The 15,641-nt window shown below is 34.8% G+C and carries 10 protein-coding genes and 1 CRISPR repeat array; of the genes, 5 read left to right on the top strand and 5 right to left on the bottom strand.

What is annotated here, in order from left to right; all coding sequences use genetic code 11:
- Both H6F32_RS20615 and H6F32_RS13675 read left to right on the top strand, forming a co-directional pair.
- Positions 1-215, top strand: a 215-nt coding sequence (locus tag H6F32_RS20615) for a transposase (protein ID WP_242031133.1), incomplete at its 5' end; no start/stop codon positions are given.
- Positions 216-656: 441 nt separating this feature from the next.
- Entirely contained in the window at positions 657-4,706 is a 4,050-nt protein-coding gene (locus H6F32_RS13675) for a hypothetical protein (protein WP_190369883.1), read from the top strand.
- A gap of 267 nt (positions 4,707-4,973) precedes the next feature.
- Positions 4,974-6,892: a CRISPR direct-repeat array (repeat unit 37 nt; unit sequence GTTAAAATTCTCTATAATCCCTATTAGGGATTGAAAC).
- A 149-nt stretch (positions 6,893-7,041) separates the two neighbouring features.
- Here the strand turns inward: H6F32_RS13675 and H6F32_RS13680 are convergent.
- Both H6F32_RS13680 and trxA read right to left on the bottom strand, forming a co-directional pair.
- Positions 7,042-8,112, bottom strand: a complete 1,071-nt coding sequence (locus H6F32_RS13680) for an LOG family protein (RefSeq protein ID WP_190369884.1) — start codon at positions 8,110-8,112, stop codon at positions 7,042-7,044.
- Positions 8,113-8,471: 359 nt separating this feature from the next.
- Positions 8,472-8,810 (bottom strand): thioredoxin, encoded by a 339-nt coding sequence (trxA, locus tag H6F32_RS13685; protein ID WP_190369885.1) that lies wholly within the window; start codon positions 8,808-8,810, stop codon positions 8,472-8,474.
- Positions 8,811-9,180: 370 nt separating this feature from the next.
- Here trxA and H6F32_RS20925 point away from each other — a divergent pair, with 370 nt between their 5' ends.
- The gene (locus H6F32_RS20925; protein WP_313926641.1) at positions 9,181-9,264 is read left to right on the top strand and encodes a zinc ribbon domain-containing protein; all 84 of its coding nucleotides are present in this window, start codon (positions 9,181-9,183) and stop codon (positions 9,262-9,264) included.
- 480 nt (positions 9,265-9,744) lie between these two features.
- Here the strand turns inward: H6F32_RS20925 and H6F32_RS13695 are convergent, their stop codons facing one another.
- Positions 9,745-10,908, bottom strand: a complete 1,164-nt coding sequence (locus H6F32_RS13695; protein WP_190369886.1) for a GuaB3 family IMP dehydrogenase-related protein — start codon at positions 10,906-10,908, stop codon at positions 9,745-9,747.
- A gap of 84 nt (positions 10,909-10,992) precedes the next feature.
- Complete coding sequence (locus H6F32_RS13700) at positions 10,993-11,538, bottom strand: YdcF family protein (protein ID WP_190369887.1); 546 nt, start codon at positions 11,536-11,538, stop codon at positions 10,993-10,995.
- 543 nt (positions 11,539-12,081) lie between these two features.
- Here H6F32_RS13700 and H6F32_RS13705 point away from each other — a divergent pair.
- Positions 12,082-12,897: a tetratricopeptide repeat protein gene (locus H6F32_RS13705; RefSeq protein ID WP_190369888.1), complete on the top strand. Its 816-nt coding sequence runs from the start codon at positions 12,082-12,084 to the stop codon at positions 12,895-12,897.
- A 62-nt stretch (positions 12,898-12,959) separates the two neighbouring features.
- The gene (locus H6F32_RS13710; protein ID WP_190369889.1) at positions 12,960-14,240 is read left to right on the top strand and encodes a glycosyltransferase; all 1,281 of its coding nucleotides are present in this window, start codon (positions 12,960-12,962) and stop codon (positions 14,238-14,240) included.
- A gap of 20 nt (positions 14,241-14,260) precedes the next feature.
- Here the strand turns inward: H6F32_RS13710 and H6F32_RS13715 are convergent, their stop codons facing one another.
- Positions 14,261-15,565, bottom strand: a complete 1,305-nt coding sequence (locus H6F32_RS13715) for a glycosyltransferase (protein ID WP_190369890.1) — start codon at positions 15,563-15,565, stop codon at positions 14,261-14,263.
- Positions 15,566-15,641: the final 76 nt, after the last annotated feature.

A 15,641-nucleotide genomic window follows, 5' to 3' on the forward strand; every position in this document is an offset into this window, starting at 1 on the left:
TTTATCCATCCAGCAAAACTTGTTCTCACTGTGGATATAAAAAAGAAAATCTTTCTTTATCTGAAAGAATTTATCACTGTGAGAACTGCGGTTTTGAGATGGATAGGGATCTAAATGCCGCAATTAAATTAATTTATCGCGTCTGGCTAAGGCGTGTAAGTCTACTGAGGGATAACCGCTCCCATGCTCCCATTGAAGTAGAAAGTAAAGTTTAGTTTTGTCTAGGTTTTATATAGCAGGTAGTAACCAAATAGCGATTACGTATGAGAACCTGTTGACACAATGCTAAACCTGAATGCCAAGCGTGTGTGGCTACTTCTGCGTGTTATTTCAGTACTAGTCTTTGTTCCTTGTTAGCCTTGAGTTCGGTCTTGAATCCTAGTAGCATAAAGATATTTTACCACAAAGTTCCAATATTGTTACCATAGAGGTGTGACTTTGTACAGTAAGCACAAGTAGGTAATTGTTAGCAATTGTTAGCTTTTCAGTTACTGTTAATTAACCCCTCTACTTTTGCTCAATTTGTGCTTTACTACAAAATTGTTAGTAATCAGCAGTCTGCACTTCCCACTCGTATTTGATATTATCTGTCATCTATCTTTACTAACTGCTATATCAGTTGTAAATTCATTGTAAATTCATTAAGGTAATGTAAAGTGACTTCCTACAAAGATGAAATTCAACAACTAATTGAAGAAATTGACCAAGTATTAACTCATAATCATAATGGTCTTTCTAAACTTATATTTAATCAATCACAACAAGAACGAGAATTATTTAAACGAGTGCGTAATTTGTTAGTTAACTTAGAAGAGCAATATGAAAATAGACAAATAGACACTCTTGAATCATCTATAGAAACATTTACAGAACAACCGGCTACTGAGTCATCAACACCACCATCTACAGTAACACCATTTTCATCATTGCTAACACAATTTTCTGAAAAGACTCAACAAAATAACACTCAAAATCAATCAAGTCAAACTATTACACAATCTGTAGAAAGTGAGGTAAATTTCACAGAAATAAAACAAGGAATTACAGTAGTAATTCAGTCTTTACAATCTGAATTATACCAAATGCTACAAGAACGAACAAATCTCATGCACGAAATTAGACAATTAGAACAAAAAAGACTACAAAATTATTCTTTAAGTCGTCAGTTAGCAAACCAAGAACAGATTATTTCTGAATTTTTAGAAGCATTGATGAGTCGTTTAGCACCACATTTAATATCAAATCTAAATGCAAATAATATTGTAGGAAATGCTGGCGTAAAAGTTGCCCAAGAATCAAATCAAAAATCAAATTTAGATCAGGAATATCCAGAAGACAAAGAAGATAATTTAGAAGCCCTAAATTCAGCAATTAAACCAATTTTAGACTCAGCAGAAAAAATAGAACAATTAGCCCATTTGGTGAAGAATTTAGATCAAAGATTGCTATCCTTAGATGGTACAGTGAATACTATTTTTGAGGCTTTAGAAAGGAATATTAATACTTACTACCAATCTTTGTCTCAAGGATTATCGAAAATGCACAGCCAAGGGATGCAAGGGGAACAACTAATGGCCAGTTTCTTAGACAATTTGACTCGCTATTTACAGCAGTATTCCTTAAATATTGAACCGATAATTCAAGCATCTGGTATTCAAGATAATCAAGAATTAACGCCTGTTTCTAACTTATTAGTACCATCTGAAAATGAAGAAACATCTGCAAGTTCTGATGTGAATGATGACAACAGAAATAATGAATATGAATCTTCTTCAAGATTACTAGAAAGTAGGATGGATATTTTAAATGAACCTCTATTTACAGTAGGAGAAAATATACATTTGACTAATTTGATTTCTGGTAATGTTGTTCAGGAAGTTAGTGAAGATGATGCAGATGCAGTTGATGAATTATATGCAACTTTTTTGAATTGGGATCATCCTCCGGAAATTTCTGTCTCTATTCCAGAAAGGGAAGATGAGAATTTTTCTATAGGTTTACCAGCTACAACTGATCAACCTATAGTTGATACAATTAAGGACTTATCTAACAGTGATGATGTGAATGATGTAATATCAAGAGAACAAGAGGATAATTTACAAGATAATATCCTGGTAGTTCCTAATGTGTGGCATGAAACAATAGAGGATGATCAAAATAATCCTGATGTATTAGTTGGTGATAGCTTTAATGATGAAGCTATACCACAGTTAAATGTTGAGTTAAATCTTGAAGAAATATTATCCGATAACTCTGTGGATAATAATTTGCCAGATAATGTGGATATTATTACGGTATTAACTGATTTAGTAGTGGATACTCTGCCAGACAATAAATATTATCCAGATGATCAAGAAAGTGAAACAGCAGAAAATTTATCTCAGAATATTTTGGTAGATACCATACCACAAGATGGTACAAAGTTGGAGAATAATATTGATTATGGTTATGATCATCCTTATAACTATGTAATGGCTTCTCCCCAGGACGATTTATTGTCTTTATTAGATAACGATCTTCCTAATGTACCAGAAATTGTTTTAGATGAACAACAATTACAATCATTAGATCAAGATTTGGCTAATTTTGATCTTGATCAATCTTTAAACAAATCGGCTAATGAAGTTAATTCAGGAATAGGTGTAGATATTCAACAATTTACAGATGTCCCCAAAAGTGTTCCTCAAGAACAGATTCAAGTAGAGATTACAGATCATCTTGTTCGTTTACTAGAGGAAGAAAAACAAGATTCTCTACCACAAACTACTTCACAAACTATTACTCAGGAGATTTTACAAGATGCTTTGAAAACTCCTGAAAATGTTGATCATAATGTTGATGATGATGTAGTTAATAATACGTGGTATCTAGGGTTAGATTTAGGAACTACGGGTATTTCTGCGGCTTTATTTAATTATGATGGTTTAGTGGTTTATCCGATATATTGGTCAGCAGCAGTACAAACTATTGGCACTATATTTCAACAGTCTTTCCGTTTACCTGCGGAAGTTTATTTACCCAGTAATGTAATTCCTATTTCCGAAATTGTGGGAAATAATCAACAATTATTTTCTGCACAGTTGAAACCTTATTTACATATTGGAGTTGCTTATCAACAAGAACGACAAAAGTGGGAACCTGTGTTACAGTTAAATGAATTTTCCGCAGGTCCGTTAATTTGGGTAGTCCGATCGCTGTCTAAATTATTATTAACCCTTAAATCTAGTCAAACTAGCACAACTCCGGCTTTAATTGCTAATGCTGTAGGTATTGATCATCCTACTTTTTCCCGCATTATTAATAATATTACGGGAGTAATTTGTAATTGTCCTAGCGCGGCTAATGAACAATATCGTTTTAATGTGCGGGAAGCTATTTTGACTAGTAAATTGGTAGAACATGGTCAACAAGTATTATTTGTGGAAGAAGCGATCGCTAGTCTATTACCAGAATTAGATAATACTAAAATTCAACCCGTACAATTAAGTGAAACTCAAGGTTTCCGCGATATCAAAAATAATGATCATCCCATTTTAGGAAACACTTTATCTATTAATATTGGTGCAATTTCTACCGAAATGACCTTAATAGATATTCCCACAAATTTAGAAGGAATTAGGTATAAAGACTTTATGCTGCATAGTTTTAGCTATGCTGGTAAAGCCATAGAACAAGATATTATTTGTCAACTATTGCTACCACCAAAATCTCGTCAACCTCGTTTATCCACTGATCGTTCTCATAATTCTACTGAAAATCCTTGGCATTGGCAACCATCAATTCCCGGTTTAGATGGAATCCAATTTTCTAATTTAAAGTTAGAAAATTTAGAACTTCCTAGAGTGGCAGAACCTGATACTCTATTGAGAATTCGTCTCCAACAAAAGTTAGAAAGTTCTATTTTAGGACAAGCTTTATTAGATGCAGCTTTAGCCTTAAAACTGATTTTACAACATCAAGAAACCTTCACTTTAGAATTTGCCGATCAACATTGGTCACTATCTCGCAGAGATTTAGAAAGTCAAATATTTGTACCTTTTGTCAGACGTTTAAATCGAGAATTAAATAAATTATTAGTAACTCGCGGTATTCCCACCGAAGCTATCAATCAGGCAGTTATCAATGGAGGAGTAGCTTCTATAGGAACTATTAACCGTTGGTTAAAACAGAAACTTCCTAACGCCCAAATAATTCACAATTCCTATTCAACAGAAAATGGTTCTCCTAATTGTAGTCGAGTGGCTTTAGGTTTATCCATGTTGCCATTATATCCCCAGATTTTGAATGTTCCTCAACAACAATATAGTGATTATTTCTTGTTTTCAGAATTGTTGAAAATTTTACCAGATCGTACTTTATCTTTTCCAGAAGTATTGCAATTATTTGAAAATCGCGGCATTAATACTCGCATTTGTCAACAAAGATTATTGGCATTTTTAGAAGGGGAATTACCACCTGGCTTAATTCCTGCTTATACAGATAATGTTTGGTTGACTCAACAATCACAACATAATGCAGATTATCAAGCGATCGCTTCTACGGCATTATTTACTAAACAAGGTAATCTTTCTTATCGTCCTAATTCTCAGCAAGTTATGTTATTAGTCCGATATTTGGAGAAGATTAAATCTAGCACTTTACAATCTTTGGATGAACCATGCAGTATTAATTTACAACCGTCTCCTCTTAAGTTAGCTGATAGGTGATAGATTATAAGTGGTAAAATTTTTGCCTAAGTGTTGCTAATTGCGCGAATGGGTGGGTGTAAAAATCACCAATGATGAAAAAATGTCTCAACTCAATTGTTCATAAGGTTTTCCGGGTTTTTTCTTTTTGACACACTCGCGCACTTTACACTGTAAGGTTTTTGGCTATTTTACCTCTTGACTTTTTTTCTGGAATGGACTACAATCATATCACTCGCGCTACCGAACCTTGAAAACTAAATATTTCTAGCCTTTCACTACCCCACGGTTAAAATTCTCTATAATCCCTATTAGGGATTGAAACCTAATAATGAAGCAATTTCTAATCTAAATTGTTCGTTAAAATTCTCTATAATCCCTATTAGGGATTGAAACCTTCTAATTCAATATTCTGATGTGCAAGTTTTTGTTAAAATTCTCTATAATCCCTATTAGGGATTGAAACTTCTATATCTAATTCCCGGGTTGTTGAGATATGGAGTTAAAATTCTCTATAATCCCTATTAGGGATTGAAACAAGTTCTGACTAGCCATACTGCTATACCTACTAAAGTTAAAATTCTCTATAATCCCTATTAGGGATTGAAACAACTACCAATCACAACTACAACCACTACATCCAGAAGTGTTAAAATTCTCTATAATCCCTATTAGGGATTGAAACGATTGCTTCAATAGTAGAACCTGATAAGGAATCTAAGTTAAAATTCTCTATAATCCCTATTAGGGATTGAAACGCCTTAACACTACTGGAATGGCAAACACAGATAAAGTTAAAATTCTCTATAATCCCTATTAGGGATTGAAACTCATTCTTCAAGCACACAGTTGCTATTTGAAGAAGTTAAAATTCTCTATAATCCCTATTAGGGATTGAAACCTAAACCACTCCGCCTTTAAAATGATTGATAATACTAGTTAAAATTCTCTATAATCCCTATTAGGGATTGAAACTTCTCTCTGAGAGATTATCATACCCATTAGGAGTCTGTTAAAATTCTCTATAATCCCTATTAGGGATTGAAACTAGTGAGCGATCGCGCTACTTCCCATCTAATTCCCGTTAAAATTCTCTATAATCCCTATTAGGGATTGAAACAGTAGAAATACTTAGGATATATACACATACGCATAGTTAAAATTCTCTATAATCCCTATTAGGGATTGAAACCATGAATCAGAAATAAGCAATTCATAATTTGTCGTTAAAATTCTCTATAATCCCTATTAGGGATTGAAACAATTCAGGACGAAGTTGATAAAACTTTTGACAAGAGTTAAAATTCTCTATAATCCCTATTAGGGATTGAAACTGGCAATATCTTCCTGTGTATGCGCAAATTCTTGGTTAAAATTCTCTATAATCCCTATTAGGGATTGAAACAGTATTTTCTTTTCAGTTTTCCTTAATTCAATTTCTAAAGTTAAAATTCTCTATAATCCCTATTAGGGATTGAAACCAAGTGGGTATGTAACAGCTTCCCACGACACCATGTTAAAATTCTCTATAATCCCTATTAGGGATTGAAACGGTGACGTACTACCAAACACATCATTTAATATGGCGTTAAAATTCTCTATAATCCCTATTAGGGATTGAAACATTTATGAGGCTACTAATGATCAAATCGATCTCGTTAAAATTCTCTATAATCCCTATTAGGGATTGAAACCTTCATAAACACGACATTTCTGACAAGGAGACTGTTAAAATTCTCTATAATCCCTATTAGGGATTGAAACATAAAACTTGAATGCAAAAAGCACAGGATACCTCTTGAAGTTAAAATTCTCTATAATCCCTATTAGGGATTGAAACAGAAATAATCCATCCTTACGTGAATAGAGATGGGGCTAAAGGTTAAAATTCTCTATAATCCCTATTAGGGATTGAAACATAGCTTTAAGGATTACTTACAAAATAACCCTGTTAAAGTTAAAATTCTCTATAATCCCTATTAGGGATTGAAACAGGATCTGTGAAATACCTGTACTGCGTACTTTTAGTTAAAATTCTCTATAATCCCTATTAGGGATTGAAACTTCGCCGCCCTGCGCAACGGTAGTCCAGCACGGTGTTAAAATTCTCTATAATCCCTATTAGGGATTGAAACCAAAAAACTCTAACAAACCTCCTACATAATCAGAAGTTAAAATTCTCTATAATCCCTATTAGGGATTGAAATGGCAACTAAGCTATCATAGAGAATAGTGGTTTATGTAATAAAGTTTTGACCCTGGAGGCTTTACATTGTCACCAAGAAATAGCTAAGACAATAATTGAGACTTGATTTCTTGGATCTTATCCTCATAAATCTTGAGAAATTACCAGCAATCACTTTCTTTCAGGATGTGCTGCTTCTTCCTCAGTGACAATACCCATATTATTAATCATAGAAATCATTTGATATAACCGTCCTAAATCTCGTTGATTAAAATGTAAAACCAATCGAGGTAAATCAAAGGTTTCATCCTGTGCTTCTGCTGGTAAGGCTTGAGATTTATAAATTGTACCACTGACCAAAATATCACTAAAAGAATCATTTAATTCTACTACCTGATCATCAGATAAATCTTCTCGTAAACGAATTACTAATTGATTACCCACATAACGACTAGAATGATAAACCCGATAAAAGTTTCTGATCACATCATAAGCAACTTGTAAATTATTAGTCACCGTATATAAACTAGGATCATCAGGACTAACTAAACCATTATTTACTAATTGTTGATTAATATAATTACTCCAAGAATGCCAATAATCACCTCCGGGATGATCAATTAAAATTAAAGGAACAGGTCCAAATTTACCAGTTTGGCTTAATGTCATACATTCAAAAGCCTCATCCTGCGTACCAAAGCCTCCAGCAAATAAAGCCACAGCATCACTTTCTTTAAGGAAGAATAATTTACGGGTAAAGAAATACTTAAAATTAATTAATTTAGCATCTCCGTCAATTACTGGGTTAGCTTGTTGTTCAAAAGGTAATTGAATATTTAAACCAAAAGAATTTTCCTTACCAGCACCTTCATGGCCAGCTTGCATAATACCAGCACCACCACCAGTTATCACCATAAAACCCATTTGTGTAACTGCATGGCTAAATTCTAAAGCCATTTGATATGCAGGATGTTCTGGTTGTAAACGTGCAGATCCAAAAATAGAAATTTTTCTGACATGACGGTAATCATAAAATAGTTTAAAACCTCGTTCCATATCAGTTAAAGCTGCTGTGAGGATTTTCCAATCTAACCTTTCAATTTCGGTATCAGCTAAATTTAAAATAGTAGTTAAAGCCTGATGAATAAATTGCCGATGTTTTAAACTTGGTAAACGATCAATTAACTCAGCGATATCAGCTTGTAAGGAATCCAATGTTGTCAAAGATGCGTCAGAGTTCATGGGGAAATAAAGAATGGAGTATACAAAAATCAAACATTAAAAATCAAACATTAAAAATCAAACATTAAAAATCAAACATTAAAAATTATTTAATAACATTTAGAAAAGGGTGGAAAAATTTTACTACTAAAAGCTAAAAGCTGACTACTGATAATATAAGAACAGTTTTTCAGAGATGCAAAAGCAGCATCTCTTCAACTATTCACAAAAGTTTAATTGGACTCAATAGATAATTTCCAGAAAATTCCATAATTCCCTTACCATTTTTTGAATGTGAATTTTAGATTAGGTTATCAGCGTTTTAGATTACTGTTTACCATGATCACTTTTATGAATGGTATTATCTATTGATCCTTTTATTAAGGGTTAGGTGGACTAACGTACTTTTCTAGGGTGTTAGATAATGTACTTTTTGGTACAGCACCAACAACCATATCTACCTTTTCGCCATCTTTGAAAATCATTAAAGTAGGGATACTGCGAATACCATATTGACTAGCAATTTGGGGATTTTCATCAGTATTGACTTTAACGACTTTAAGTTGTCCTACATACTGCACCGCAATTTCTTCAACTACAGGAGCTACCATGCGACAAGGACCACACCAAGGTGCCCAAAAGTCCACTAATACTGGAACTTCGCTACTGAGGACTTCTTGGGGAAAATTTGAATCTGTAACGCTTATTACTGATGACATTCCACAAAACCTTTACATAAAATGTTTCTAACTTTGGTGAAAATTCTACCATAGCAAAGGTAATTGGTGATAGGTGATAAGTAATTGCTAAAAAGGTAAAATTTTAAGGTAATAGTTGATAGCTGATGTCTAAAAAGGAAGCGCCCGAACAGTAGTCCGGGCGTAATGTGGTGTGAGGAGTGAACGGAAACATTTGTCTCCGCTAGTTCTATTATAAGGTACAGATACAATTTTGCCAGTAATTTGAGGAAACAATCAGAAAATTTTTTTGTTTGTGATATGTATAGGGGTGCTGCGGGGTGCAGAGTGCCGAGTGCAGGGAAGAAATTCTTTATTCTGACTACTTGTACGGGTTTAGCAGTGCTTATCTGTGTCCACGTCTGAAAGCACTTATCGCTGTTACAATTGCGGTTTTGAGATGGACAAGGATATAAATGCTGCAATTAATTTATAGCGTCTGGCTAAGGCGTGTAAGTCTACTGAGCGATAGCCGCTCCTATGCTTCCATTGAAGTAGAAAATAAAGTCTAGTTTTTTCTAGGTTTTATATAGCAGATGATTTTTAGTAAGCTGTTGTGCCTTTAACTTGAATAATTAATACAAGCAAGATGCTTGTGCTACTGTAACTTCAGGTTTTTTAATTATACAGTGAGTGCTGCACATTAGCTTATTAACGTAAGTTGTCAGTTAGATGAAGTAGGGTGCGTCAGAATCTTAAGATTGGTAGTTTTAACCTAAATTATGGTGTCTGACGCACTCTACAGACTACAAAATATCGGAAAATTAATAACTAGCAACTTGGGTGATTACACAAAGAAATATGGCTTACACCACGCTGCGCTATCATTCCCAGTAGAGACATTTCATGGAACGTCTCTACTTATGTTTTAAGTTAAGTTGATACCAATGAGATCATGCTTTACCCCTACTCACTCCTATTTACCCATACCTAAATGTTGGGCTTTTTGATAAACTTTGCCCTCAGTTAGTAAAGAAGGAGCAATAACAACTTCAACTTGCTGCATTTCTTTAATATCCTTCGCGCCTAAAGTTCCCATACTGGTTTTTAAAGCACCTAACAGGTTATGAGTACCATCGTCTAGTACAGCAGGTCCACGCAGAATTTGTTCTAGTGTACCAGTTGTACCGACGCGAATCCTTGTACCACGAGGTAATACAGGACTAGGAGTGGCCATACCCCAATGATAACCGCGTCCAGGAGCTTCGGCGGCTCTAGCAAAGGGTGAACCGATCATCACACCATCAGCGCCACAGGCGATACATTTACAAATATCACCTCCAGTAATTAAACCACCGTCGGCAATGACAGGAATATATTTACCCGTTTCTTGGTAAAACTCGTCTCTAGCGGCGGTGCAGTCAGCGATCGCCGTAGCTTGTGGTACTCCCACGCCTAAAACCCCACGGGAAGTACAAGCTGCACCAGGTCCGATACCCACTAATATAGCCGCAGCACCAGCACGCATCAGGTCTAAGCTAACTTCATAAGTGACACAATTGCCTAATACCACTGGCATGGGCATAGAACGACAAAATTCCGCTAAGTTTAGGGGTGTAATATTATTTGGAGAAAGGTGATCAGTAGAAACTACCGTAGCTTGGATAAAAAATAAATCCGCTCCTGATGAAGCTACTACTTCTCCAAATTTACTTGCACCTACAGGAGTAGCGCTAACTGCCGCAATACCACCTTGCTGTTTAATTTCCTGAATACGTTTTTTAATTAGTTCCGGCTTAATTGGTTCCGCATATAGTTCTTGCATCAAGGTAACAAATTCATCCTTACCTACTGATGCAATGCGATCCAAAATCGGTTCAGGATCTACATAGCGAGTTTGAATACCTTCGAGGTTAATTACACCTAAAGCACCTAACTCTGATAAACGGACGGCCATTTTCACATCCACGACACCATCCATAGCACTGGCAATAATGGGGATTTCTCGCTCAATATTACCAATTTGCCATCTGGTATCCGCTAAACTGGGATCGAGTGTTTTTTTTCCAGGGACTAAAGCAATTTCATCAATGCCGTAGGCTCGGCGAGCCATTTTTCCCCGACCAAGTTGAATTTCCACGCTTTCTCTTTTCTCAAATCTGTTTAAGCTAGGGTATCAAACTTATGGCCATCTTGGGAATTTTAGATTTGAGATTTTGATCTGTTATTTCTTATGACCAGTATAACCTGTCATTACCCATACTAAAGCTCTGGCGGCATCACGAATAGATTTTTCTATGGGTTCTGACGGTGTTTGAGATGGTACTGCTATTGGTTTAAAATTCATACCCCTACTACCTAAAACTATTTCTCCAATGATGCAAGCTCGACGAAGATGAAAATCGGAGGTGACTAGGTAAACACTGGTGATCCCCCGATTATGAAGTTCATCTACTAAGGTTGTAAAGTTTGTCAGCGTGTCCACTGCTTCATAATCTAGGTTTAATCTTTTGGGATTAATTCCTGCTTTGGTAAATATTTGTTTTGTATATTCAGGGGGACTACCACCGGAAATCCAAATCGGCAAGTTTGGATGTTCCCTAGCTATCTTAGCAGTAAATTTCTCTCTTTCTAGATCGGAGGTAGATCCTCCTAAAACTAAAATAGCTTGGGGTTGCTGAAATATATCCTGTATTTCTTTGTATCCCCACAATATGAATACTGTTATTATCGAAGCGAGAATTTTTACAGATTTACCTTTTACAGGCATTTTAGGTAGTAGTTTATGCCTGTTTTGATTCCGATCTGACTTACATTTAAAAATTAACACGGTAATTAGCAAGAACTATAAATATAAAAATATAAAGTAATACAGATTTTCTCTGATCTATGATGGACTGTCTTTGCGATTATATAATAGGTTTTGGTTTTTAGCCGTCAGTAGTCAGTAGTAAGATTCTGATGTTATGTGGCTATATCAGTAAATTTTATCAAGGTAATTGATAATTTACGTACTAAGATTAGCTTTGAGTGATATTTTGTCTCAACTCCTAACTGGTAGAGTGTGTTAGATATCAAAAACATGGTTTTTTGGCCAATTGAGTATTGGTAAGCTTTTTGTGGTTCAGATATCCTTTAGGATAACTATATTAGGACTTACGTAAGTGTCACACTAAAAAATCTGTTGAGTGGGTGCGTCACACAGTATAAATCTTGCAAATAAACAGATTTTTGATGTCTGACGCACCCTACGAATGTGCCAGTTGCGTAAGTCCTGTATATGATGAATTTGTTGCAGATTATCAAGACTTAAATGATTAAGATTTTTAGTATTTTTCTCGGTATTTTCTTGAACTTGGTGGTTGTTTTGGCAGGAAATATGCCTGCTTTAGCTGAATTACAACCTACTTATACAGAACAGCAGTTACAAGTGGGGGATGATTTAGCAAATAAGGCATTTACAGCAACGAATAAGGGGGATTTCGCCACTGCGGAGGAGTATTGGACGCAAATTCTGGAGAAATTCCCTAATAATGCGGCTATATGGAGTAATCGTGGTAATTCTCGTGTGAGTCAAAATAAGTTAGTAGCGGCTTTAGAGGATTATAATAAGGCGATTGAGTTAGCACCGAATGTCACAGATCCTTATTTGAATAGAGGTGCTGCATTAGAGGCTTTAGGAAAATGGGAGTTAGCGATCGCTGACTACAATCATGTATTAGAATTAGATACTAATGATGCCATGGCCTATAATAATCGGGGTAATGCTAAAACAGGTTTAGGACAGTGGGAAGCAGCTATTTTAGATTATCAAAAAGCCACAGAAATAGCTCCAGGTTTTGCCTTTGCTAGAGCCAATTATGCCCTAGCATTGTATCAAACCAATCAAACAGAAAAAGCTATCCGCGAAATGCGAAATATCGTCCGTAAATATCCCAAATTTGCGGATATGCGAGCGGCATTAACAGCAGTATATTGGGTGACAGGAAAAAGAGGAGAAGCCGAAAGTAATTGGGTAGCAGCGTTCGGACTGGATAGCCGTTATAAAGATATAGATTGGGTGACAAATATCCGTCGTTGGCCACCAAGTTTAGTGGCAGCATTAGATAAATTTTTGAAATTACAGTAGACCAATTTGGTAATTTCTGGTATAATCTACAGCATTTTGTAATTTACCAGAAATACCTAAAAATGACTCACTATGGCTTAATATGTCCCCTAGCTACTGGACATTTGAATACAATGCTACCTTTAGGAAAAGAATTACAACAGCGTGGCCATCGTGTGACATTAATTGGTTATCCTGATGGAGCAGCAGTAGCAGAAAAAGCAGGTTTAGAATTTTGTATGATTGGGGAAAATATATTTCCTGTAGGTTCAGCAAAAGCCAACCTAGATAAATTAGGAAAATTAAGCGGACAAGCAGCCATTAAATACACTATGAGTTTGTTTGCAGATAAGGCCAATACTAATTTACAATACATTCCTCCAGCAATCAAAAAAATAGGCATAGAAGCACTTATCATAGATCAAGCAATCATAGAAGGAGAAACAATTGCTGAAGTTTGTAATCTACCTTTTATTAGTATTTGTAGTGCAGTAGTTTTTAATCGAGAACTGACGATTCCGCCATTTTTCCTCAATTGGTCTTATAATCCTAGTTGGTGGGCAAAAATTCGCAATAAATTAGGTTATGAATTATTAGATAGTTTGGTAAAACCAATTAATTTACCTATAAATAATTATCGTGCAGAAAATAATTTACTTTCTAGAAAACTTAGTAAACCCTATTTACCCTTAGCACAAATTAGTCAAGAACCAGCAGAATTAGAATTTCCTCGTCAACAATTACCTGCATATTTTCATTTTACTGGCCCATATCATAGTCCAGTGGGGCGAGAAGTTCCTGATTTTCCCTGGGATAAATTAACAGGACAACCTTTAATTTATGCTTCTATGGGAACATTACAAAATCAGTTATTATTTGTGTTTGAAAATATTGCTAAAGCCTGTGAAGATTTAGATGCACAATTAGTCATTTCCTTAGGAGGTTCTGCTGATCCTGAAATCCTCAAAGGAGTACCAGGAAATCCTATCATAGTGCGTTATGCCCCACAATTACAATTATTACAAAAGGCAAATTTAACTATTACTCATGGAGGATTAAATACTACTTTAGAATGTTTAACAAATGGTGTACCAATGGTAGCAATTCCTGTGGCTAATGATCAACCAGGAGTGGCTGCGAGAATAGTTTGGTCTGGATGTGGGGAAGCTATTCCTGTGAAAAAAGTTAATGTGAATAATTTGCGAGTGGCTATTAAAAAAGTCCTCACAGAAGATATTTATAAACAGAATGCTTTAAGGTTGCAAGCAGCAATTAAAAAAGCAGGAGGAACAAAAAGAGCAGTTGATATTATTGAACAGGCTATATCTACTGGTAAACCTGTTTTGAATCATATTAATTCATAGTATAAAGTAGCTTTTTTATATTATTTGATGAAATAATCTATTCCTTCCAGTAACATCTTTTCTACAATGTCTACTGCTTTGTTTAAACCTCCACTATTTTTCAAAACATCTGACATCCGATTTGCAGCTTCTTTATAAGTTGAATTAGTAAGCAAGTGATTAATTTTTGTGGTTACTTCAGTGCTATCAAATTTTTGTTTGTTCAATTTCAATCCAACTCCAATATCTACAATACGGGCTGCATTATAATGTTGATCTCCAAAAAAAGGTAGAGCTAATATCGGTTTGGCAAAATACAAAGATTCGTTAATACTGTTCATACCACAATGACTAACAAAAGCTCTCACATTTGGATGAGCAAGAACTGTTTGCTGCGGAACAAAATTTTCTATGCGAAAAGAATCTGGTAAATCAGGAAGATGATGATGATTGTTTGTTGGTAAAGACCATAAAACTTTCAATTTAGTATTTTTTAAACCTGTTACTAATACTTGACACTGCCATTTGTTAATCTCGGCAAGAGTACCAAAAGCAACATATATAATACCATTTGCTGCTTCTTTATCTTCTAACCATGTACTTAAAGAAGGACTAGGGGATGAGGTTATTTTAGGAAAAATTGGACCTACCATTTGTACGAAAGGAGGTATTTTTCTGGGAATTTCAATCCCAAAAGATGTACCTACTATAATTAACTGTTTATTAAAAGGATCATTTAACTTTTTATTATTAGTACATTTCTGACGTAGTTGATTAAGTTTAATCATATTAGGAATAAGAAAAGGTAGAGATAGAATTGGTTGGAGATAATTAAGACAGCGTTCCCATAAATTCATATTAATAGAATAAGATGTACTAAAATGAGGATATTTGCTACTAGTTTTCACAAAATTACCTAAAAACCTAGTTTGAATAATGTATGGTATGTTCATTTGTTGAGCTAAATCCATTGCTGCAATAACAGCACGATCAATAATTAATAGGTCAGGATGATATTTTTCAAAAATAGAAATTAAACTTTGATACATAGGAGAATACAACTTAATGAAGCGTTCAAAAATAATCTTTTCACTATGTAAAATGCTTTTTTCTTGAGAAACATTTTGCCAAATATTATCTTTTTCATCATTGCTACTTTCTATTTCATTTAGCATGATTTCCCAATTAATAAATTCTGCACCAGTTGTAGATATCCAGTTTTTGGCAATTTCAGGAATTACAAAACTAACTTTATGTCCTCGTTCAACTAGTTCTTGAGCGATCGCTATCATTTGATTCATATGCCCCATTAAAGGTAGGGAAACAAACATAATATATTTTTTCATTGCTTTCTCCTCATTGACTTACTTGATTATTCTTTATATTCCGGACTTACGCAACAGGCACATTGGTAGGGTGTGG

It is taken from the genome of Anabaena sp. FACHB-1237, from assembly GCF_014696225.1.
Lineage (GTDB): Bacteria > Cyanobacteriota > Cyanobacteriia > Cyanobacteriales > Nostocaceae > FACHB-1237.